General features: G+C 70.7%; 18 protein-coding genes. 5 read left to right on the top strand and 13 right to left on the bottom strand.

Going from position 1 to position 20,094, the window contains the following annotated elements; translation table 11 throughout:
* Positions 1–74 precede the first annotated feature (74 nt).
* From D7X99_RS31665 to uppS, 6 genes are all read right to left on the bottom strand, one after another.
* Complete coding sequence (locus D7X99_RS31665; protein ID WP_121781016.1) at positions 75–1,106, bottom strand: aspartate-semialdehyde dehydrogenase; 1,032 nt, start codon at positions 1,104–1,106, stop codon at positions 75–77.
* Between the two features lie 67 nt (positions 1,107–1,173).
* Positions 1,174–1,917 carry a tRNA (adenosine(37)-N6)-threonylcarbamoyltransferase complex dimerization subunit type 1 TsaB gene (gene tsaB, locus D7X99_RS31660; RefSeq protein WP_120578789.1) on the bottom strand — a complete coding sequence of 248 codons (744 nt, stop codon included), beginning with the start codon at positions 1,915–1,917 and terminating at the stop codon, positions 1,174–1,176.
* A 22-nt stretch (positions 1,918–1,939) separates the two neighbouring features.
* Positions 1,940–2,422, bottom strand: a complete 483-nt coding sequence (locus tag D7X99_RS31655) for a septal ring lytic transglycosylase RlpA family protein (protein ID WP_121781030.1) — start codon at positions 2,420–2,422, stop codon at positions 1,940–1,942.
* Between the two features lie 10 nt (positions 2,423–2,432).
* The gene (gene rseP / locus D7X99_RS31650; protein WP_121781015.1) at positions 2,433–4,064 is read right to left on the bottom strand and encodes an RIP metalloprotease RseP; all 1,632 of its coding nucleotides are present in this window, start codon (positions 4,062–4,064) and stop codon (positions 2,433–2,435) included.
* An 84-nt stretch (positions 4,065–4,148) separates the two neighbouring features.
* Positions 4,149–4,976: a phosphatidate cytidylyltransferase gene (locus D7X99_RS31645; protein ID WP_120578791.1), complete on the bottom strand. Its 828-nt coding sequence runs from the start codon at positions 4,974–4,976 to the stop codon at positions 4,149–4,151.
* The gene (gene uppS / locus D7X99_RS31640) at positions 4,973–5,770 is read right to left on the bottom strand and encodes a polyprenyl diphosphate synthase (RefSeq protein WP_120578794.1); all 798 of its coding nucleotides are present in this window, start codon (positions 5,768–5,770) and stop codon (positions 4,973–4,975) included. Before uppS ends, D7X99_RS31645 begins: the two co-directional genes overlap by 4 nt.
* A gap of 138 nt (positions 5,771–5,908) precedes the next feature.
* Here uppS and D7X99_RS31635 point away from each other — a divergent pair, with 138 nt between their 5' ends.
* Both D7X99_RS31635 and D7X99_RS31630 read left to right on the top strand, forming a co-directional pair.
* Positions 5,909–6,739 carry a tetratricopeptide repeat protein gene (locus tag D7X99_RS31635; RefSeq protein WP_147476312.1) on the top strand — a complete coding sequence of 277 codons (831 nt, stop codon included), beginning with the start codon at positions 5,909–5,911 and terminating at the stop codon, positions 6,737–6,739.
* The gene (locus D7X99_RS31630) at positions 6,736–8,733 is read left to right on the top strand and encodes a MopE-related protein (protein ID WP_121781013.1); all 1,998 of its coding nucleotides are present in this window, start codon (positions 6,736–6,738) and stop codon (positions 8,731–8,733) included. The genes D7X99_RS31635 and D7X99_RS31630 overlap by 4 nt, the downstream gene beginning before the upstream one ends.
* A gap of 12 nt (positions 8,734–8,745) precedes the next feature.
* Here the strand turns inward: D7X99_RS31630 and D7X99_RS31625 are convergent, their stop codons facing one another.
* A complete protein-coding gene (locus D7X99_RS31625; RefSeq protein WP_121781012.1) occupies positions 8,746–10,605 on the bottom strand; it encodes a serine/threonine-protein kinase in 1,860 nt (619 codons plus the stop codon).
* Between the two features lie 93 nt (positions 10,606–10,698).
* Positions 10,699–11,589: a serine/threonine-protein kinase gene (locus D7X99_RS31620; RefSeq protein ID WP_158627099.1), complete on the bottom strand. Its 891-nt coding sequence runs from the start codon at positions 11,587–11,589 to the stop codon at positions 10,699–10,701.
* Between the two features lie 127 nt (positions 11,590–11,716).
* On the opposite strand from D7X99_RS31620, the gene D7X99_RS31615 reads away from it, so the two are divergent.
* Together D7X99_RS31615 and D7X99_RS31610 are read left to right on the top strand one after the other, a co-directional pair.
* A complete protein-coding gene (locus D7X99_RS31615; protein ID WP_121781010.1) occupies positions 11,717–12,835 on the top strand; it encodes a serine/threonine-protein kinase in 1,119 nt (372 codons plus the stop codon).
* The gene (locus tag D7X99_RS31610) at positions 12,832–13,770 is read left to right on the top strand and encodes an RluA family pseudouridine synthase (protein ID WP_121781009.1); all 939 of its coding nucleotides are present in this window, start codon (positions 12,832–12,834) and stop codon (positions 13,768–13,770) included. The genes D7X99_RS31615 and D7X99_RS31610 overlap by 4 nt, the downstream gene beginning before the upstream one ends.
* Here the strand turns inward: D7X99_RS31610 and D7X99_RS31605 are convergent.
* Complete coding sequence (locus D7X99_RS31605) at positions 13,767–14,180, bottom strand: secondary thiamine-phosphate synthase enzyme YjbQ (protein ID WP_014398332.1); 414 nt, start codon at positions 14,178–14,180, stop codon at positions 13,767–13,769. The genes D7X99_RS31610 and D7X99_RS31605 overlap by 4 nt on opposite strands.
* Positions 14,181–14,221: 41 nt before the next feature.
* Here D7X99_RS31605 and dinB point away from each other — a divergent pair, with 41 nt between their 5' ends.
* A complete protein-coding gene (dinB, locus tag D7X99_RS31600; RefSeq protein ID WP_121759948.1) occupies positions 14,222–15,427 on the top strand; it encodes a DNA polymerase IV in 1,206 nt (401 codons plus the stop codon).
* Between the two features lie 86 nt (positions 15,428–15,513).
* Here dinB and pcnB read toward each other — a convergent pair whose 3' ends face one another.
* The 4 genes from pcnB to D7X99_RS31580 all read right to left on the bottom strand — a co-directional run.
* A complete protein-coding gene (gene pcnB / locus D7X99_RS31595) occupies positions 15,514–17,247 on the bottom strand; it encodes a polynucleotide adenylyltransferase PcnB (protein WP_121781008.1) in 1,734 nt (577 codons plus the stop codon).
* A gap of 381 nt (positions 17,248–17,628) precedes the next feature.
* The gene (locus D7X99_RS31590) at positions 17,629–18,675 is read right to left on the bottom strand and encodes a phosphatase domain-containing protein (protein ID WP_120581641.1); all 1,047 of its coding nucleotides are present in this window, start codon (positions 18,673–18,675) and stop codon (positions 17,629–17,631) included.
* Positions 18,672–19,706 (bottom strand): phosphate acyltransferase PlsX, encoded by a 1,035-nt coding sequence (gene plsX, locus D7X99_RS31585; protein WP_120581642.1) that lies wholly within the window; start codon positions 19,704–19,706, stop codon positions 18,672–18,674. The genes D7X99_RS31590 and plsX overlap by 4 nt, the downstream gene beginning before the upstream one ends.
* Positions 19,707–19,716: 10 nt before the next feature.
* On the bottom strand, positions 19,717–20,094 hold a 378-nt coding region (locus D7X99_RS31580; RefSeq protein ID WP_120600400.1), incomplete at its 5' end, for an MFS transporter.

Genomic DNA, 20,094 nt, shown 5'->3' with positions numbered 1-20,094 from the left:
GGCCTGTTTCCCAAGGAAAACCCCGGGTTCGCGCGCCAAACAGGCAAGGCGCCCCCGGGGGCTTTGCCAAAATGTCAGGCGGGGCGTTCCGCCAGCTTGAGGCCCGCGTCCACCAGGTGCGCGGCGGCCCGGCCGGCGTTGTCCACGGACGCGAAGAGCGTCACCCACTCCGGGGCCTGGGGGAAGGCGCGCACCCGGCCCACGTGGACGGCCGGGTCGCTCATCACCAGCATGGGCATGGGGTAGATGCGCTCGCCGGGGGCATCCAGCACCTTGAGGGAGGGGGACGTCTTCAGCGCGGCGCGCACCTGCTCCACCGGACCCGGCTTCTTCAGCTGCACGTTCACGGTGAGGCCATGGCCGTGGAAGGTGGGCACCTGCACGGCGGTGCCGGCCAGGACGGGCGTCTCGCCCAGGGCGGAGAACAGGCGCGCGGCCTCCAGCGTCCAGCCACCCTCCTCTTCCGTCCACGGGCTGTTCACCATGAAGCCGCCCACCTGGGGCACCAGGTTGAAGCCCACGCGGTGCGGGAAGACCTGCGGCTCCGGCTCGCGGCCAGACAGCAGGTCCGCGGTCTGCTTCTCCAATTCGGAGATGCCGCGCACGCCCGCGCTGGAGGCGCCCATCAGCGCCGTCACCTGCGCGCGCACCACGCCGAACGCGCGGCGCAGCGGCTCCACCAGGTGCACGGTGGCGCTGGTGACGATGCCCGGCAGGCTCACCACCCGGCCCTTGAAGCTGAAGCCCGGCCCCAGGGCCTCCGTGTTGAAGCCCGGGAGGATGAGCGGCACGTTGCCGTCATTCCGGAAGGCGCTGCTTGCGTCCACCACCCACGCGCCCGCGGCCTGCGCGGCCGGGGCCAGCGTGCGGGACGCCTCCGCGGGCGTGGCCAGCAGGACGACGTGGATGCCCCGGAAGGCCTCCGCCGAAGCGAGCTCCACCTCCAGCGTGTCCTCGCCGTACTCCACCTCCAGGCCCTTGGAGCGCTCCGAGCCGAAGGCCCGCACCTGCTCCATCGGCACGTCGCGCGCGTACAGATTGGCCAGCACCTCGCGGCCCACCACGCCCGTGGCGCCCACCACGGCAATCCGAAGGTTCTCTCTCATGACGCGCTCCTTTACGTCAGCGCCTCCGCCCACGCGAGCACGACGAAGCGCCCGGGAGGCGGAGGCTTCAGTCTTCCTTCAGCCGCGCCGTGGGCGCGGGGCCCGGCAGCGGCGGGAACTTCGGGTTGCGCTCCGGCTCGGAGGCGCGGACATAGTGCGGCTCCAGGGCGAAGAGCGCCTCCTGGGAGTACGCCTCCGGCAGCCTCGCCAGCCGCCCCACCTCCACCGCTGACGGGAAGGCCGGGCCGGACAGCAACCGGTGCGGCGCGACGCCGTGCTTCTCCAGCGCCTGGCGGTAGTCCGCGAGCGCGGGGCCCAGGGCCACGGCCTCCGGTTCGGCGGCCATGCGCTGCGCGACTTCTTCTGGCGACATGGCCGTCTCCGGCGCCAGCGCCTCCACGGCGAAGCCCACGCGGCGGTAGGCGCCCAGGTAGAGGTCGTCCTTGCGCGCCACGGCGAGGCAGAACAGCGGCACGCCCTCCGGTCCCTCCAGCGCCACCGCCGCCAGGGACGACGCGCCGGCCACCTTGAGGCCCGTGGCGTACGCCAGCGCCTTCACCGTGGCCAGGCCGATGCGCAGGCCCGTGAAGGACCCCGGCCCCAGGCCCACCGCCAGCCCCTCCAGGTCCTTCAGCTTCAGGCCATGGCGCTGGAGCAGATCCCCGACGACGCCGGGCAGCGCCTCGCTCTGCTTCTCCGGCGGAAGCACCACCACGTGCTCCACGGCGCGCACGGCGTCCCCCTGGCGTTCCACCAGGGCAAGCGACAGCGTCAGCGTGGAGGTGTCCAGCGCGAGCAACACAGGCGACATCCCTTCTTTCGTTTCAAGGCACTCAGGCCGGAACGGCCCAGAACTCCACCGGCACCTGCGACACGCGGTCGCTACCACACCGGTACAGCCGCACGCGCGCCAGGCCCTTGTCCAGCATGCCCAGTTGCTTCGCCGCGGCCTTCGACACGTCGATGATGCGGCCGTCCACGAAGGGGCCGCGGTCGTTGACGCGCACCTCCACCTGGCGGCCGTTCTCCATGTTCATCACCTTCACGCACGACCCGAAGCGCTCCGTGCGGTGCGCGGCGGTGAGGGCGTTCTGGTTGAACTTCTCCCCGCTGGCGGTGGGCCGGCCGTGGAGGCCGGGACCGTAGAAGGACGCGACGCCCTCCCCCAGGTAGTTGCGGGGCATCTTCTCCCGGCGCGTCACCTTCGCGCCCTCCTCACCGGAAGAGGTCTCCGGCGGCTGGGGCTTCGCCGCGCGCGACGCGCAGCCAGCGAAGAATCCCATCCCCAGCAGCAGGAGCGCGGTACGTCCTCGCATCATCACCTCGCTAGCGGGTCACGTCGTTGGTCACGGCCAGCAGCATGAGCAGGATGAGCAGCGCCAGTCCCACCATGTTCGCCACCTCGCGCACGCGCACGGGGATGGGGCGGCGGCGGATGCCCTCCCACGCGGCGGACAGCAGGTGGAAGCCGTCCAGCACCGGGATGGGCAACAGGTTCATCACGCCCAGGTTGATGGAGATGATGGCCATCAGGTTGAGGAAGCTGTCCAGGCCCTGCTCGGCGCTCTTGGCGGCCAGCTGGTACATCATGATGGGGCCGCCAATCGTGCTGGGCGACACCTTGCCCACGAACAGCCCGCCCAGCACCTGCACCATCTGCCCGACAATCTTGGGGACGATGAGCGCGGCCTCCTTGAAGGCGGCGGCCGGGCCCAGGTCGATGGTCACCTTCTCCACCGGCGGCAGGTCCGCGCTGCTGTAGCTCCACGGGCGCACGCCGAACACCAGCGGGGCGCTCGTCTGGCCGTAGTCGTCGCGCGTCTTGAGCGGCGCCTGCGCAAGCTTCTCCGTGCGCTCACCCTGGGCACCGCGCCAGGTGAGCGTGAAGGGCTGGGCCTGCAGGCCGTTGAGCACCGTCGCCAGCTTGTTGAAGGACTTCAGCGGCGTGCCGTTGATGGCGACAATGCGGTCGCCCGGAACGATGCCCGCGCCTTCCGCCACGCTGCCGGTGGCCACGCTCGCCACGTAGAGGTCCACCGCCTCCGCGCCCAGCGCCGCCGCGCCCTCGCCGGGCTGACGCGGCAGGGACACCTTCACCACTTCCGGCAGCCGGCCGGTGACGGCGCCCACGTCCACGGGGGCCAGGCGCGCCACGCTCAGCGCCATGGAGGTGCCTTCCGGCACCTTGGCCACCTCACGGTAGAGGGCGGCCTCGTCCTGCACGTGCACGCCGTTGACGGACAGCACGCGGTCGAAGCTCTTCAGGCCCGCGGTGGCCGCGGGGGACGTCGCCGGCACGCCCACCACCGGCGGCTGCGGGTAGGGGCTCACGCCAATCATCCCGCGCTCGATGGTGTCCACCGGGGACACCTCCGAGCTCTTCTCCGGCGTCACCTCCACCACCTGCTGCTGCCCGTCGCGCTCCAGGGTGATGGGGACGGGGCGGTTGAACTTGCCGACGAACGCGTCGCGCATGTCGTCGAAGGTGCGGACCGGCTCGCCCTCCACGGACAGGATGCGGTCTCCGGGGCGGACGCCCGCGGCGGCGGCGGCCATGTCCGGCGACACCATGCCCACGCGCGTGGACAGCGTCTCCTGGGGCCCCAGGAAGACGAAGAAGTAGACGAGGATGGGGAACAGCAGGTTGAAGGCCGGACCCGCGAGCACAATCAGCCCGCGCTTCCAGGGCGGCTGCGCCAGGAAGCCGCGCGCGGCCTCTTCCGGCGGGAGCTCTTCGTGCGGAAGGTCTCCGGCCATCTTCACGAAGCCGCCCAGGGGCAACAGCGCCACCTGGTACTCCGTCTCCCCCTTGGTGAAGCCGATGATCTTCGGTCCGAACCCGATGGAGAACTTGAGGACCTTCACTCCGCAGGCCTTGGCCACGAGGAAGTGGCCAAGCTCATGCACCGTGACGAGCACGCCCAGCAGGAGGATGAAGTACCCGAGGTTCAGGAGCATGGCCGGAAGAGTAATCGCGCCCCCTGGGACGGACAACGCACAACGCACGCCGCAAGGCGGGCGGGCAGGCGCGAAATCAGGCACTTACGGCAGCAGGTGCCTCACGAACTGCACATAGACGAACACCAGCGGCGCGTTGAAGATGAGCGCGTCGATGCGATCCAGCACGCCGCCGTGTCCGGGAATGAGCTTTCCGGAGTCCTTCACGCCGTAGGCGCGCTTGAGCATGGACTCGCAGAGGTCACCCACGGGGCCCAGCAGGCCACCCAGGATGCCCAGCACCACACAGTCCCACACGGTGAAGATGGGGAAGAAGCCGAGCTTGGCGACGAACATGCCCAGCACGGAGCCGACCATGCCGCCGAAGAAGCCCTCCCACGTCTTGTTCGGGCTCACCGCGGGGTAGAGCTTGTGCTTCCCCAGGAAGCGGCCGGCGAAGTACGCCAGCGTGTCGTTGGCCCAGGTGATGGTCAGCGCGCAGATGACCCACGCGTGCCCTTCCGGCAGCAGGCGCAGCGCGGACAGCGCGGTGAGGCCAATGGAGCCGTAGAGGAAGCCCGTGACGAGGTGCGCGGCCCGGGTGGGGGCCTCCGCGAGCACGCCCCGGAACAGGTTGTAGATCCACGCGAAGAAGAAGAAGACGGACGTCAGCCAGAAGGCGGCCTCACCCGTGCGCGCGGCGTCTCGCAGCGGCAAGAGCGGCATCACGAAGGCGAAGGCCATGCCCACCCAGGCGGCGGCGCCCAGGCGCTTCTGCGTGATGAGGTAGTACTCGCCGGCGCACACGGCCGCGGCGGCACCCAGGAGGATGGCGCTGGAGTACCCGCCCAGGAACAGGAGCAGGAGCACCAGCGGCAGGAGGGTGACGCCTGTGACAACGCGGATGAGGAGGTTCTTGTTCTTCTCGTTCACGCCTTGGCCCGCTGGGGGGTGTCGTCCCGGTTGACCTGGGCGGACGTCAGACCGAAGCGCCTTTCGCGGCCCTGGAACTGCGACAGGCAGCGCAGGAACTCTTCGGTGCGGAAGTCGGGCCACAGGGCGTCGGTGAAGCACAGCTCGGCGTACGCCAGTTGCCAGAGCAGGAAGTTGGAGATGCGCTGCTCGCCGCTGGTGCGGACGATGAGGTCCACCGGCGGCAGTCCGGCGGTCCACAGCCGCGACTCCAGGTCGTCAGCGTCCAGGTGCGCGGGGTCCAGCTCGCCGCGGGCAGCGGCCTGAGCCAGGTCGCGCGCGGCGCGCAGGAGTTCCTCGCGGCCGCCGTAGGAGAGCGCCAGGGTGAGCACCATGCCCGTGTTGTGGGCGGAGTCCGCCCGGAGGCGCTCCAGGGGCTCGCGGACGTAGCGGGGCAGCTTGTCCACCTCGCCGATGGCGTTGAGGCGGATGCCGTTGTCCAGGATTTCCGCGCGCTCGGACTCCAGGTACTCGCGCAGGAGGTCCATGAGGCCGGCGACCTCTTCCGGCGGGCGGGCCCAGTTCTGGGAGGAGAAGGCGTAGAGGGTGAGGGCCTGGACGCCAACACGGCGGGCGGCGCGGGTGACTTCCCGGACGCTCACGCTGCCCTCGCGGTGGCCCTCCAGCCGGGGCTGGCCGCGAAGCTCCGCCCAGCGACCGTTGCCGTCCATGATGATGCCCACGTGGCGCGGGAGTGGCCGGGCCTTGACCTGGATCTCAAGGGCGGTGGGCAACACTGTGGGAGGGCGATCCATGAAGCCGCGCACCCTAGCGGCGGCGCCGCGTCGCGTCCACGGGCGCGTGGCCGCCCGGTCCCCCTCCCCGGGTGGGCGGTCGTCTGGGGGGGTTGAACGGTTCATGAGGGGACACGAGCCCGGCTAGAGTGGTCTTCCATGAAAACTCCTCATGGGTGTCCTTCCTTCCGGGTGCTCGGCGGGCTGCTCGGGTTCTGGGTGCTCGGGGTGGGTCCGGCCTTCGGGCAGGCAGCGGGGACGGGGGCGACGGCGACGCGGCTCGCAGGCACGTACTTCGACGCGGCGATGGCGGACACCGCCCGGCTCTTTGAGGACCTGGAGTCCGAGCAGGCGCTGGCGGCGGTGACCCGGGCGCGGCGCCTGGCCCGGACAGAGCAGGAGCGGAGCGCGGCGGCCATCTACGAGGGCGTCATCCTCGCGGACCTGGGGCGGCGCGATGAAGCGCTGGCGTCGTTCAAAGCGGGGTTGCTGTTGGCGCCGGAGGCCCGGCTGCCGGCGAAGGTGTCGCCCAAGGTGGAGGGGGACTTCGAGTCGGTACGGAGCGCGGTGCGGCAGGAGCGCGCGGCGCTGGAGAAGCCGGCGGATGCGCCGGTGCGGCCTCTGGTGGTGGAGACTCCGGCGGCGTTGAGCCCTCCCCAGGTCGCGACGGCGCCTGCTCCGGGCGTGGATTTGAAGGCGGATGCCCGTGAGCGCGGGATGCGCCGGGTGCCGACGGTGTCGTGGGTGCTGTTGGGGACGGGCGTGGTGGCGGGCGGTGTGGGGTCGGTCATCGGACTCCAGTCGCGCGGCAACGTGAACTCCGCGCGGGACGCGGACCTGTCCGCGGATGTGAGCGGGCACCTGGACGATGCGCGGGGCCAGGCGGTCGTGGCGAACGTGCTGTTCGGCACGGCGCTGGCAGCGGCGGCTGGCGCCGTCACCACGTACTTCCTTAGCGGTGAGTCCACTGCGTCGGCGGGGACCCCGTGAGGATCCAGCTCGCGTTGACGCTGGGGGTGCTGCTGCTGGGCGGCTGCACCGTGCCCGCCGATGACGACGTCATCCTGCGGAGGTTCTGTTCGAACACCGGACAGGACTTCCAGGACGCGACGTTCCGGCTGACGGATCCGTCGGCCTGCGACCGGGGCATGGCCGTGGAGGTCCGGAGTGGGAACGCCAGCCCTGGCTGCGTCCAGGTCACGCTCCAGGATGGCGACAAGCGGCTGCTCGCCTCCACCCAGTTGCTGGGACCGACGCAGGTCACGCTGGCGCAGTCGCGAGGGCTGCGCATCCTGCTCTCCGCGACACAGGGGACCTCCTTCCGGCTGCTGGCCGAATCCTTCGCGGGCAACGCCTGCGACGGTGTTCCCACCACGAAGCTCCTGCGGTTCGTCGAGGTTCCTCAGGGCAAGGTGCAAAGCGTCCAACTCGACGTGTCCCAGAGCGACGAGGACGGGGATGGGCATCCGTCCATCGCCACGGGAGGCACGGACTGCGACGACACGAACGCGGACATCCACCCGGGCGCGGAGGAACGGTGCGACGGCGTGGACAACAACTGCGTGGACGTCGAGGCGGACGCCCCGGGCATGCGGACGTGGTTCCTGGATGAGGATGGCGATGGCTATGGCGTGGCCATGATGGCGTGCGTGAAACCCACCGGCCCACTGGTGGAACAGGGCGGCGATTGCGACGACCTGGATGCCACCGTCCATCCGGGCCAGAGCGAGTTCCGCTGTGACGGCCGTGACGACAACTGCGATGGCGCGAAGGATGAGGGGCTGCCCGTCCAGGAGTGGTACCGGGACTCGGACCGGGACGGCTATGGCGACGTGGCCCAGGCTGTTTCAGTTTGCGCGGCGCCGTCTGGGTATGTGGCCATCGCCACGGACTGCGATGACACGAATCCCGGCATCCGGCCCGGCGTCGCGGAGCTCAAGGACACCCGGGACAACAACTGCAATGGCGCGGTGGACGAATGGCTCGACTCCGGCCCCCGTGTCTTCGCCGCTGGGCACTACAACCTGGTGCAACTCCCGTCTGGAGACGTCTGGGGATGGGGCGAGCACATGGATGGCCAGCTCGCGGACGGGACACGGAGCTATCAGCGTGCCCGTGCGCAGGCGCAGGGGCTGACCGGCGTCCTGACGCTTGCCCCCGGCTACTACCACGTGCTCGCGCTGAAGCAGGACGGAGCCCCTCTGGCCTGGGGCTTCAACAGCTACGGACAACTTGGCAACGGGGACTCCGTGGCCCGCTACCTGCCAGGGCCCATCGAAGGGCTCAAGAGCGTGGTGGCCCTCACCGCGGGCAGGTATCACTCCTTCGCGATCAAGAATGACGGCACGGTGTGGACCTGGGGCGATAACAGCGCGAGCCAGTCTGGCGGCGTGAGTGGGTACTCGAACCAGCATCCCGTCCAGGTTGACGGCCTGAAAGGCATCATCGCCATCGCATCGAGTGGCGATAGGTGGCAGGCATTGAGGGCCGACGGTACCGTCTGGACCTGGGGCACACGGCTCGGGGCTCCGCGCCCCCAACAGGTTCCTGGGCTGGCGGGGGTCGCCGCCATCGCGTCCAACGATCTCCAGGAGATCGCTCTGCTGACGGACGGCACCGTCTGGTGCTGGAGCAAGAACGGCACGCTTCAAATCCCGGCGCAGGTCCAGGGCCTGACGGGCGTGACGGCGGTCGCGGCCGGCGGTCGCCACATGCTCGCCCTGAAACAGGCTGGCACGGTCTGGGCGTGGGGCGAAAACGCGACAGGCCAGTTGGGGGACGGCTCCACCACGGCGCGCGATACTCCCGTGCAGGTCATGGGGCTCACGAACGTGGTTTCACTGGCCGCCGGTGACAGCCATTCGATGGCCGTGAAGCAGGATGGAAGCATGTGGGCCTGGGGCGGCAACGACCGAGGGCAGGTTGACGAAGCCTCCACCGAGGATGCCCACGCCCCTGTCCGGGTACCAGACCTCGGGAATTGACAACCGCGTCGCTCACTCCGCCGCGAGGTTGAGCTTGAAGACGTTGTCCTGCCGCGCCTTCACTTCGAAGGCGCGGGTCACGTCCTTGCCCAGCTCCTTGTTCACGACGCGCACCTGATGCACGCCCTCCGTCGCCTCCACTGCGGCGAAGGGCGTCTGTCCCAGGGGCTTGCCGTCCAGGGACACCATGCCGAACGGACGGACGCGGAACTCCACCTTGCCCTTGGGCAGCTCACGACGGACCGGCGTGGCCACGCGGCGGACCGGCGGAGGATTCGTGCTCGTCGACACGGGCTTCACGGCGACCACGGCTCGCGGAGTCGGCACGGCCTCCGTGACGACTCCTGCGTCACGCGCCTCCACGGGCTCCCCCGTCGCGGGCTTCACCTCGGCCACGACGGCCGGAGTGCCGCTGTCCACTGCCACGGATGCGGTGGCCACCGGCTCCACGCGCGACTCCGGCACGACTGGCGTCACCCTCGGCTCCGGCGGCTTCACGGGCGCGTCGTCCTTCCGAGCCACCTGCGTGGGAGCACTCGCGGGCGTCGCGGCCTTCTCCCCCCGGCCCGCCACCACCAGCCCCCCAGCGAGCCCCAGCACGCTCATGGCCACCATCACCCCCACCAGCTTCCGTCGGGAAGAGGGGACCGCTCCCGCGAGCAGGGGCTGCTCGGAGGCAACCACCTTCGAGACTTCCGGAGGCTGCACCCCCGAGGACTCCCGCAGCAGGCTCCCCGCAGAAGGTGTCGCCGGATCCGTCGCCGCATCGAACCGGCTCGACGGCATGTCGTGCTGCGACGCCGTCACCACAGGCGCCGCCATCGACCCTCGCGAGGACAAGGGCTCCCACGCCGTGCCAACACGGCCGGGCATGGGCGTCGTCGCCGCTTCCGGCGCCCGGGCCGCTGGCGCCGTCTCCCGCCCCTTCGCGGGCGTGGGCGCCAAGGGCGTGGCCTCCACCCCCTCCATCACCTGCGCCACCAGCCGGGCAATCTGGTACGCGCCCACCGGCTCGCCCAGCGACAGCACGAAGCGCTCCAGGTCCGACTGGAACGCGCGGCAGTCCGGGTAGCGCTGCTCGCGGTCCTTCGCGAGCGCCCGCTCCAAGATGCGCTGCATCGCCTCCGGCAGGTCCGGCCGGCGCTGCACCGCGGGCACGAAGGGCTCGAAGAGGATGGCCTGCATCATGCTCACGTCCGTCGTCGCGTCGAAGGGACGCCGGCCGGTGAGCAACTCGTAGAGCACGATGCCCAGCGCGTACACGTCCACGCGCCCATCCATCGCCTTGGCCTGGAGCTGCTCCGGCGGCATGTACGCAATCTTGCCCTTCACCACGCCCGTCGCCGTGCGGTGACTCTGCCCCGCCACCTTCGCGATGCCGAAGTCCACCACCTTCACCGCACCCTGCCGCGACACCAGGACGTTCTCCGGACTGATGTCCCGGTGCACCAGCCCCAGCGGGGATCCCGTCTCAGGGTCCGACAGCTCGTGCGCGAACGCCAGCCCCTCCGCCGCGGCGGCCACCATCTTCGCGCACAAGCCTGCGGGCAACGGCTGCTTCAGCTCCGCCGAGCGCTTGACGAGCCTGCGCAGCGTGGGCCCGTCGATGTACTCCATGGCCAGGAAGTAACTGCCGTCCACCTCGCCGAAGTCGAAGATCTGCACCACGTTCGGGTGGTCCAGCCGGGCGGCCAGCTGCGCCTCGCCCAGGAACATCTCCACGAACGCTTCATCCTCCGCCAGGTGCGGAAGGATGCGCTTGAGCACCAGCGTCTTCTCGAACCCCCGGGGCCCCGCCGCCTTCGCGAGGAACACCTCGGCCATCCCGCCCGAGGCGAGCTTCCGCACCAACTGGTACTTCCCCAATTGCATGGCCCCAGAGCTTTCCCATGGTTCGCGGGAAAGGGAAATCCCCGCCCCACCCGGGACGTCCACCCGCCCACCCTGGGTCTGCCTGCCCCCGCCTCAGGTCACCCGTGCCACCCACCGGGCCAGCACGTCCGGCCCCACCGGTTCGTTCAGGGAGGACATGAAGCGCTCCAGGTCCGCATGGAACGCGAGGCAGTCCGGATAGCGCTGCTCCCGGTCCGTCGCGAGCGCCCGCTCCACAATGCGCTGCATCGTCTCCGGCAGGTCCGGCCGGCGCTCCACCGCGGGCACGTAGGAAGCGGAGCGGATGGCCTTGAGCGCGCCTACGAGGTCTTGCCCGACGAAGGGACGCAGGCCGGTGAGCAACTCATAGAGCACCATCCCCAACCCGTACACGTCACCGCGCAGGTCCGGGGACTGGCCCTGGAACAGCTCCGGCGGCTTGTACGCCAGTGCATCCACCGGCGTCAGCCGCGTGCGGAGGTCGTGCACCGCCAGCTGCGCGATGCCGAAGTCGCTCACCTTCACGACGCCCTCCCGGGACACCCGGACGGTCCCGGGCCGCACATCGCGGTGCGCCCACTCCAGCGGCATTCCCGTCGCCCCATCCGTCAGCGCGTGCACGTACGCCAGCCCCATGGCGGCCTGGGCCATGAGCCCCGCGCACACGCCGAGCGGCAGCGGCGCCCCCTGCTCCGCCAACGCCTGGATGAGTGAGTGCAGCGAAGGCCCGTCGATGGACTCCGTCACCCGGAAGGCGTTCCCATCCTCCGTCCCGAAGTCGAGGACCCGCTGCACGTTCGGATGGAGCAGGCACGAAGCATTCTCGGCCTCGGACAGGAACGTCTTCACGAGCTCGGGGCTCGTCGCGACCTCGGGAAGGACGCGCTGGAGCTCACATGGGCCTCTGGCGTCTTCCGCCAGGAAGGACTCCACCCTCTCGCCTTCGGAGAGCTTCTGGATGAGCCGATACTTCCCGATTTGCATGGTCCGTGAGGCTTCCCATGTCTCACTGGAAAAATGAAACAGCCCAGGGGCCAGGCGTTCGCAACCTCTCAAGCGCCGTCTGCATGTTTGACCCTGACGTGACGTGGTCCGTAGGATCCGCGCTCCCATGCCTCCCAAGGCCATTGGTCCCTACCGCGTGTTGGAAACGCTCGGCAGTGGCGGGGCCGGGACCGTCTATCGGGCCCTGGACCGCCGCAGCAACGACGAGGTCGCGCTGAAGCTCCTGTCGACGGGTGGACCGTCGCTGGACGACCGCGCGGCCCGGAGACTCGCGCGCGAATTCGAGACGCTCGCGGACCTGGCCCACCCCAACGTGGTGAAGGTCTTCGAGGCCGGCGTCCACGCGGGCCAGCCGTACCTGGCCATGGAGCTCATCGAGGGGCTCACGCTGCGCCACTACCTGGACGTGAGCTTCAACGACCTGCACACGCCCACGCCCTCCTCGCGCTTCCCGCTCACCATCCGCCGCACCGCGGACGACGACTTCGGCAGCGTCGACAGCCCGGACGAGGAAGAGGACGACGACGTGGAGGACGACGGCACCTTCGACCTCAACGCCTTCGCGGAGGAAGCGCCCAGCGAGGACCTGGCCAGCTTCCACGGCGCCGGGGAGGGCGACTCGGATTCGGACGGGATGCTCGTGGTGGATCCGCGCCGGGCCTCGCCGCGCGCGCCGCCGCCCCCCTCACGCCCCGCCACGCCGAAGGAGGCGGACCTCAACCGCCCGGAGCGCATGGGCAAGCTGAAGGACGCCATGCTCCAGGTGTGCGAGGCGCTGGCGTACATCCACGGCCACGGGCTGGTGCACCGCGACCTGAAGCCGTCCAACATCATGGTGGACGACGACCGCCAGGTGCGGCTGATGGACTTCGGCCTGGCCAAGTTCCTCGCGGACGACGCGGGCATCACCGCGGACGGCAAGCTGGTGGGCACCTACCGGTACATGGCCCCGGAGCAGATCCTGGGCGAGCCGCTGGACGGGCGCGCGGACCTGTACAGCCTGGGCGTCATCCTGTACGAGCTGATGAGCGGGCGTCCGCCGTTCGACGCGAAAACGCCGCACGAGCTGTGGCGCCAGGTGCTGGAGACGGAACCTCCGCCGCTGCTCGCGCTCAACCTGCATGGCGACCCGCAGCTGGCGCGGGTGGCCCATCGCCTCATCCGCAAGGAGCCGGACGACCGGTTCCAGACGGCCGAGGAAGTGTACGAGGCCCTCTCAGAGTGACGACGACGACGCACACCCTCACCGTGGACGCCGACAAGGCGGGCCAGCGGGTGGACCTGTTCGCGGGCGAGGCCCTGGGCCTGTCCCGCGCGCGCATGAAGCGCCTCTTCGAGGAGGGCCAGGTGCGCGTGGACGGCCGCCCCGCCAAGAAGGGCCTCCTCGTCACCGCCGGCCAGAAGGTCGCCGTGACGGTGGAGGAGTCCTCGCGCGAGGCCGTGCCCGACACGGACTTCCCGCTCGTCGTCCTGCACGAGGACGCGGCCCTGCTCTTCGTGGACAAGCCCGCCGGCCGTCCGTCGCACCCCCTGCAGCCGGGTGAGACGGGCACGGTGGCCAACGCCCTGGTGGCGCGCTACCCGGAGGTCGCGCAGGCGTCCCAGGACCCGCGCGAGGGCGGCCTGTGCCACCGGCTGGACGTGGAGACGTCCGGGGTGCTCGCGGCGGCCCGCACGCGCGAGGCCTGGACCACCGTGCGCGAGGCCTTCAGCAACCGCGCGGTGGACAAGCGCTACGTCGCCCTGGTGACGGGCCCGCTGGCGGACGAGGGCGAGGTGGAGGTGCCGCTGCGCCACCACCCGCGCCACCCGGACCGCGTGGAGCCCGCCCCCTACGGCGCCGAGGATGCCCGCGAGGCGCTGTCCCACTTCCGGGTGCTGGCCCGGTCCGGGGACTACAGCCTGGTGGAGGTCAAAATCCTCACCGGCGTGCTGCACCAGGTCCGCGCGCATCTGGCCGGGGTGGGCGCGCCGCTCGTGGGGGACGCGCTCTACGGCGGCCGCGAGGCGCCGGAGCTGGGGCGGTTCTTCCTGCACGCCCACTCGCTCACCGTGCAGCACCCGGTGACGAAGGAGCCCGTGAAGGTGGAGAGCCCGCTGCCGCCGGACCTGGTGGCGGAGCTGGGACGCCACGGGCTGGCGTGGCCCGTGGCCGGTTAGTCGCCCATCACCTTGACGATGACGCGCTTGCGGCGCTGGCCGTCGAACTCCGCGTAGAAGACCTGCTGCCAGGGGCCCAGGTCGAGCTTGCCGGCGGTGACGGGAATCAGCACCTGATGGTGGACGAGCATGGACTTCAGGTGCGCGTCGCCGTTGTCCTCGCCGGTGCGGTGGTGGCGGTAGTCAGGGCCGTGGGGCGCCAGGTGCTGGAGCCAGTCCCAGATGTCCTCGTGGAGGCCGGGCTCGTCGTCGTTGACGAAGACGCCCGCGGTGATGTGCATGGCGGACACCAGCACCATGCCCTCCTGGATGCCGCTCTTCTTCAGCAGGGCGGCCACGGTGTCCGTCAGGCGCACCAGCTCGCGCCGGGCCTTCGTCTCGAACCAGAGGTATTCGGTGAGGGTCTTCATGGCTCGCACTGTCAGAGGGGACCACTAGAGTGACTCACGTCATGCGAGCCATCCTCCACGTGGACATGGACGCCTTCTATGCGTCCGTCGAGCAGCGCGACAACCCGTCCCTCCGGGGCAAGCCGGTCATCGTTGGCGGGCATGCACAACGCGGCGTGGTGGTGGCCGCGTCCTACGAGGTGCGCCCCTTCGGGGTCCGCAGCGCCATGCCCATGGCGCGGGCGATGAAGCAGGCGCCGCACGCCATCGTGGTGAAGCCGCGCTTCTCCGCCTACGCGGAGGCCAGCGAGCACGTGTTCGCCATCTTCGAGCGGTACACGCCGCTGATCGAGCCCCTGTCGCTGGACGAGGCCTTCCTGGACGTCACGGCGTCGGTGGGGCTGTTCGGCGCGGCGGCGGACATCGCGAAGCGGATCCGCAAGGAGATCGCCCACGAGCTGAACCTGCCGGCGTCCGCGGGCATCGCCACGGCGAAGTTCGTGGCGAAGATCGCCTCCGACCTGGCGAAGCCCAACGGCCAGCGCGAGGTGCGCCCGGAGGAGACGGTGGCCTTCCTCGCCGGGCTGCCGGTGTCGCGGCTGTGGGGCGTGGGGCCGAAGACGGAAGAGGCGATGAAGCGCGCGGGGCTCGTCACCATTGGCGACGTGGCGGCGCGGGACGTGGACTGGCTGGAGGAGCGGTTCGGCGCGGCGAGCGCGAAGCACCTGTGGGAGCTGTCGCACGGCATCGACGCGCGGGACGTGGTGCCGGACCGGGCGGCCAAGAGCGTGGGCGCGGAGGACACCTTCGACGAGGACCTGACGGGCCTGGAGGCGCTCAAGCCGCACGTGCACGCGCAGGCCCTGCGGGTGGCCCGGCGGCTGCGGCGCGCGACGCTGAAGGGCCGCGTGGTGCAGCTCAAGCTGAAGTTCGCGGACTTCACGCTCATCACCCGCCGCGTCACGCTGCGCGAGGCCACGGACGACGGGCAGGTCATCTACCGCGCGGCGCTGGAGCTGCTGGAGCGCGCGCACGAAGGCAAGGCGCTGCGGCTCACCGGCGTGAGCGTGCAGTTGGATGAGGACGAGCCGCAGCTGGGGCTGTTCCCGGCGGCGGCGCCGAAGTCGTCGAAGTTGAACGAGGCGATGGACCGCATCGCCGCGCGCTTCGGCAGCAAGGCCATCACCATGGCGGACATCGCGGGGGCGGAGGCGTCGGATGACGACCAGCACCGCTCCGAAAAGCCGGTGGACAAGCCGAAGCGGTAGCGCGTCACCGGGCTCGCGGACACGACAAGGGCCGGAGCGCCTGAAGCACTCCAGCCCTTTCGCTGCACCCGGCTGCTACGGGAGCGCTACCCCTCGCCCGCGTCGGAACCGGAGGAGGCGCCCGAACCGCCGCCCTCTCCGCTCCCGTTGCCGGAGCGGCGGCGACGGCGGCGACGGCGCTTGCGCTTGGGGCCATCCGCGTCCGCGCCATTGCTCGCTCCGGCGCGCGGCGGCGGCACCTCTCCGGCATGCCAGGCCTCCAGCGCCTCGCGGCCCTCGTCCGTGGCCTCCACCGTCATCGCGTAGACGGCCAGCGCCTCGTTGAAGAGCGGGTGGCGGCGGAAGGCGCCCGTCTTGCGGCGGCGCTCCCCGGACAGCGTGCGCTGCATCAGGAGCAGCATGCGGCAGCGCTCGGCGATGCGGCGCGGCAGCCGCGCGGACTCCACGAAGCCCGCCAGCAGGTCCTCGATGACGCGCGACACCGACGCGCGGCCCTCGTCCTGGGTCTCCTCCACCGGCGGCTGCGCGCGGCTGATGGGCACCAGCAACGCCGCCAGCAGGATGGCGTCGTCCAGCACCTCGCCCGCCGACACGCGCTTATCCAGCGCCTGCGCGAAGGCGTAGAAGGTCTTCTCGCCTTCCTTGCCGTTCTCACGCAGGTACTCGTCCACGGGCGGCAGCAGAATCTTCAGCGCGTCCAGCGCCGCCAGCAGCTTCAGCGCCGGGGCGGACACGCCGCCGCGGATGAGCCGGAACGTCTCCTCCAGCAGGCGCGCGGGCGCGCAGCGCGGCAGGTCCTCCACCGCGCCCTCCATCGCCGCGTACGTGCGCGACTCGATGTCCAGGTCCAGCTTCGCCGCGAAGCGCACCGCGCGCAGGATGCGCACCGGGTCCTCACGCATGCGGATTTCCGGGTCGCCAATCGTCCGGATGAAGCGCTCATCCAGGTCGCGCCGGCCGCGCACGTAGTCGATGACCCGGCCTTCAGCCGCGTCGTAGAACAGGCCGTTGATGGTGAAGTCGCGGCGGCGTGCGTCCTGCTGCGCGGTGCCGAAGACGTTGTCGTGGGTGATGAGGAGGTCCTCGCCGCTCTGCCCCTCCTCCGCCCCCGCCGCACCGGCCGCACCGGCCGCCGGCTCCAGCTCCGTGGGGTTCGCGCGGAAGGTGGACACCTCCACGATCTTCCCGCCCTTGAAGTAGACGTGCGCCAACCGGAAGCGCCTGCCGATGAGCCGGCAGTTGCGGAAGATGGCGCGCACCTCGCCCGGGTGGGCGCTGGTGGCCACGTCGAAGTCCTTGGGCTTCTTGCCCAACAGCAGGTCGCGCACGCAGCCACCCACCAGGTACGCCTGGTGGCCGTGCTGGTGCAGCCGCAGCACCACCTTGAGCGCGTCCGGATCCATCTCGTCCGGGTCGATTTCCGCGGGCTCACCCGTGCGGGTGGTGGTGGGCGCCTGCAACTCCGGCTCGTTCGCGGCGGGCTCCGGCTCCGGCTCCAGGATGACGGCCTCGGGCTCCTCGGCTTCGTCACCCGCCTCGGCGGCGGCCTGCGCGTCCTCCGCCTCCGCGGCCTTCAGGGCCTCGGTGGCGGCCAGGATTTCGTCGGTGACCTCCGGGCCGGCGTCCTCGGTGTCATCGTCATCGTCGTCGAACCCGTCGTCCTCCGCCGCGTCCGCGGCGAAGGAGGGCTCGGAGGGGGCCGTGGCGGCCCGGGAAGGGGTTTCGAAATCGCTGGGGTGCTCGGCGGAGTCCGCGGGCACCTGGGCCTCGGTGCGCTCGGTGCGCTCCTCGGGGCCCGACAGGTCCAGGGGGGAAGACATGGAAAAAACCTCGTGCGCGGACCCGGAGGCCGTGTCCGCTGCCGCCTCGAAGGAGGCCTCTCCGCGCGCGTCGTCTCCGGGCGCGGCTGGCAGCGTTCCGCCAGGGGGCGGGGGATGGGTCGGGTCTCGCGTCATTCGCCTCGGCAGGGCAGCCGTCTAGCACGCATCCTCCCACCCATGGGGGTCGCGCTTAAGGACATTCTTCAGGGACGTCGGGGGTCCGCCCAGGGCCCCCTGCCCGCTCGCCGTGCGCCCGCTGCCCGTGGGAGGCGCTTCCACTGGATAACACCCCGGTCCGGGCCGGACTCCGGCCGCCACGGGCCCCAACGCTGGAGGGGCTGGGAAGCAGGCAGGCAGACAGCCGAGCCCGAAGGCCCGCGCTCAGGTGGGCGGCTTCAAGGTGCGCCCCTTATGGGTCCGGGGCAGCGCGTGGGAGATGAGCGACACATAGTCCACCGCCTGCACGCGCGGTGGGGGTGGCTGCGTGCCCAGCGCGGCCAGGCGCTTGCTGAACGCGGCCAGGATGTCCGGCATGGGGCGCATGGCCTTGAGCAGCGCGTTGGGCCCCTCCATCGCCTGGGACAACGCGATGGCCGCCTGCTGCAGCGGCAACCCACGTCGCAGCAGGTCCTGGAACGAGTTCGACAGCGTGATGATGTTGTGCCCCGCCGTCTGCACCATCTCCACGGCGATTTTGAGCACCTGCGGCGCCGTGAGGTGGCCGTCCGCCAGCAGCACCAGCGCCGCCTGGAAGTAGTTGAAGATGGGCACCACGCGCGGGCCGTACGGCGTGAAGTGCGCGGGCGGCGTCAGCTTGTCCAGGTGGATGAAGATGCGCCGCACCGGATCCGCGATGGGAATCTTCTTCCACGCCTCCTGCACCCGCGCGACGTCGTCCGGGTACACCCCGCCCGCCTCCAGCACCTGGGACAGCACGCGCTCGTCCACCCGGCCCGCGATGAGGTCCGCGTAGAGCGAATAGATGAACGCGTCAGCCTCCGCGTCGTCACCGAAGAGCACCTCCTCCGCTTCCACCGGCGCGTGGACGCGGCTCTCCAGGATGGCGGGCAGCTTGTAGCCCACCTGTCCCCGGAGCGCCCGGAAGCGCCCGCGCAGGAGGTTGCCCACGTTGTCCTTGAGGACGAACTCGTCCCACTGGATGCCGTCCAGCTTGAGCTTCTCCTCCAGCACCGCGCGCATCTGCTTGGGGCTGCCGGACACGATGCACAGCCGCGAGTCCCCCTGCTCCGCCAGTTCGCGGATGAGGGCGGACGCGCCCGGGATGGCGACCTTCTCATGGGCCTTCTGGAACGCCGTGCGGAACAGGTCGCGCAGCGATTCGAAGTCCGTCTGGAGGTACGTCTTGTCCAGGTCCCACCGGTAGATGCGGCGCGGAGGGGGCGGGTCGATGCGGTCCGGCAGGCTCACTTCGCCAGGCCCTCCTGGATGGCGGTGCCCAGCTCGTTCGCCACCGCCTTCGCGGCCACCTTGCCCGCGTTCGCGATGGCGCGCGCCTTGGAGCGGCCGTGCGCCTTGATGAAGATGCGGTCGAATCCCAGGATGGGCGCGCCGCCGTACTGCTCCCAGTCCGTGATGTCCTTCAGCCGCTCGATGCCGGACGACAGCATGGCCAGGCCCGCGCGCCAGCGCAGGCTCTCCTTGTAGGCGTACTGGGCCAGCTCCATCACCGTGTCGTGCACGCCCTCCAGCATCTTCAGGCACACGTTGCCCACGAAGCCGTCCGTGACGATGACGTCCACCGTGCCGCGAGGAATGTCGATGCCCTCCACGTTCCCCGTGAAGTTGAGCCCCGCCATCTGCGACAGCCGCTGGTGCGCCTCCACCACGCGCGGAGGGCCCTTCTGCGGCTCGACGCCGTTGGACAGGAGCGCCACCTTCGGCCGCTCGTTGCGGGAGATGATGCGCGCGTAGGCGGAGCCCATGACGGCGAACGCCACCAGGTCCTCCGCGGTGGCCTCCACCGTGGCGCCCACGTCGAGGATGAGGCTGAACGGGTCCTGCTTCGCGCCTCGCACGCCCCGCGTGGGATACACCGTGGCCAGGGCCGCGCGGCGCACGCCGGGAATCAGCTGGAAGTGGCGCTTGCACGCGAGCACGCCCGCGCCCGTGTTGCCCGCGGAGACGAGCGCATGCGCCTCACCCTCCGCCACCAGCCGGGCGGCCACCGCCACGGAGGACTCGGGTTTGCGCGCCAGCGCCTCGCCGGGCTTCTCGTCCATGCCCACGTAGTCTCCCGCGTGGTGCACGGAGATGCGCTCCCCGTTGTGCTTGATGCTCGCCAGGGCCTCGTCGATGACCGGCCGGTCCCCCACGAGCAGCGCGTGGATGTGCGGAGACTCCAGCGAAAGCTGGGCGGCGCCTCGCACCACCTCCAACGGGCCGTGATCGCTCCCCATCACGTCGAACGCGATGGTGATGTGTTGCGGCTTGCCCACCATGGTCCCCATCCTAGGAGCTTTGCTCCGCGCCTGCTCCCGACAATCGCACCTGTGTCACCAGCGACAGTGCCAAAAGTCCACCCAGCGCCACCAGCACCGCGCCCGTCCCGTACGGGGCTGTCGGACCCAGTCGGGTGAAGAGCAGGCCGCCCAGCGCGGGCCCGATGATGCGGCCCAGCGAGCCGGACGCCTGATAGGCCCCCAGCACCGCCCCCTGCCGCTCCATGGGGGCGTGCAGGGACACCAGCGCGGACAGGCACGGCGTCACCAGCGCGGAGCCCACCGCCAACAGGCCCATCACCGGGAAAAGCCACCCGTACGACGGCGCCACGGGCAGCAGGGCCAGCCCCACCGCCGTCAGCCCGAAGCCCACCACGGCCACCGGGGC

The sequence above is a fragment of the Corallococcus sp. AB032C genome, from assembly GCF_003668935.1.
Classification (GTDB): domain Bacteria; phylum Myxococcota; class Myxococcia; order Myxococcales; family Myxococcaceae; genus Corallococcus; species Corallococcus exiguus.
This window is presented reverse-complemented; position numbering and strand designations above follow the sequence as displayed.

Excerpts from the sequence above, each read along its gene's own strand:
- D7X99_RS31665 (WP_121781016.1), bottom strand. The coding sequence starts at position 1,106 with ATGAGAGAGAACCTTCGGATTGCCGTGGTGGGCGCCACGGGCGTGGTG.
- tsaB (WP_120578789.1), bottom strand. The coding sequence starts at position 1,917 with ATGTCGCCTGTGTTGCTCGCGCTGGACACCTCCACGCTGACGCTGTCG.
- D7X99_RS31655 (WP_121781030.1), bottom strand. The coding sequence starts at position 2,422 with ATGCGAGGACGTACCGCGCTCCTGCTGCTGGGGATGGGATTCTTCGCT.
- rseP (WP_121781015.1), bottom strand. The coding sequence starts at position 4,064 with ATGCTCCTGAACCTCGGGTACTTCATCCTCCTGCTGGGCGTGCTCGTC.
- uppS (WP_120578794.1), bottom strand. The coding sequence starts at position 5,770 with ATGGATCGCCCTCCCACAGTGTTGCCCACCGCCCTTGAGATCCAGGTC.
- D7X99_RS31635 (WP_147476312.1), top strand. The coding sequence starts at position 5,909 with ATGAAAACTCCTCATGGGTGTCCTTCCTTCCGGGTGCTCGGCGGGCTG.
- D7X99_RS31625 (WP_121781012.1), bottom strand. The coding sequence starts at position 10,605 with ATGCAATTGGGGAAGTACCAGTTGGTGCGGAAGCTCGCCTCGGGCGGG.
- D7X99_RS31620 (WP_158627099.1), bottom strand. The coding sequence starts at position 11,589 with ATGCAAATCGGGAAGTATCGGCTCATCCAGAAGCTCTCCGAAGGCGAG.
- D7X99_RS31615 (WP_121781010.1), top strand. The coding sequence starts at position 11,717 with ATGCCTCCCAAGGCCATTGGTCCCTACCGCGTGTTGGAAACGCTCGGC.
- D7X99_RS31605 (WP_014398332.1), bottom strand. The coding sequence starts at position 14,180 with ATGAAGACCCTCACCGAATACCTCTGGTTCGAGACGAAGGCCCGGCGC.
- dinB (WP_121759948.1), top strand. The coding sequence starts at position 14,222 with ATGCGAGCCATCCTCCACGTGGACATGGACGCCTTCTATGCGTCCGTC.
- pcnB (WP_121781008.1), bottom strand. The coding sequence starts at position 17,247 with ATGTCTTCCCCCCTGGACCTGTCGGGCCCCGAGGAGCGCACCGAGCGC.
- plsX (WP_120581642.1), bottom strand. The coding sequence starts at position 19,706 with ATGGTGGGCAAGCCGCAACACATCACCATCGCGTTCGACGTGATGGGG.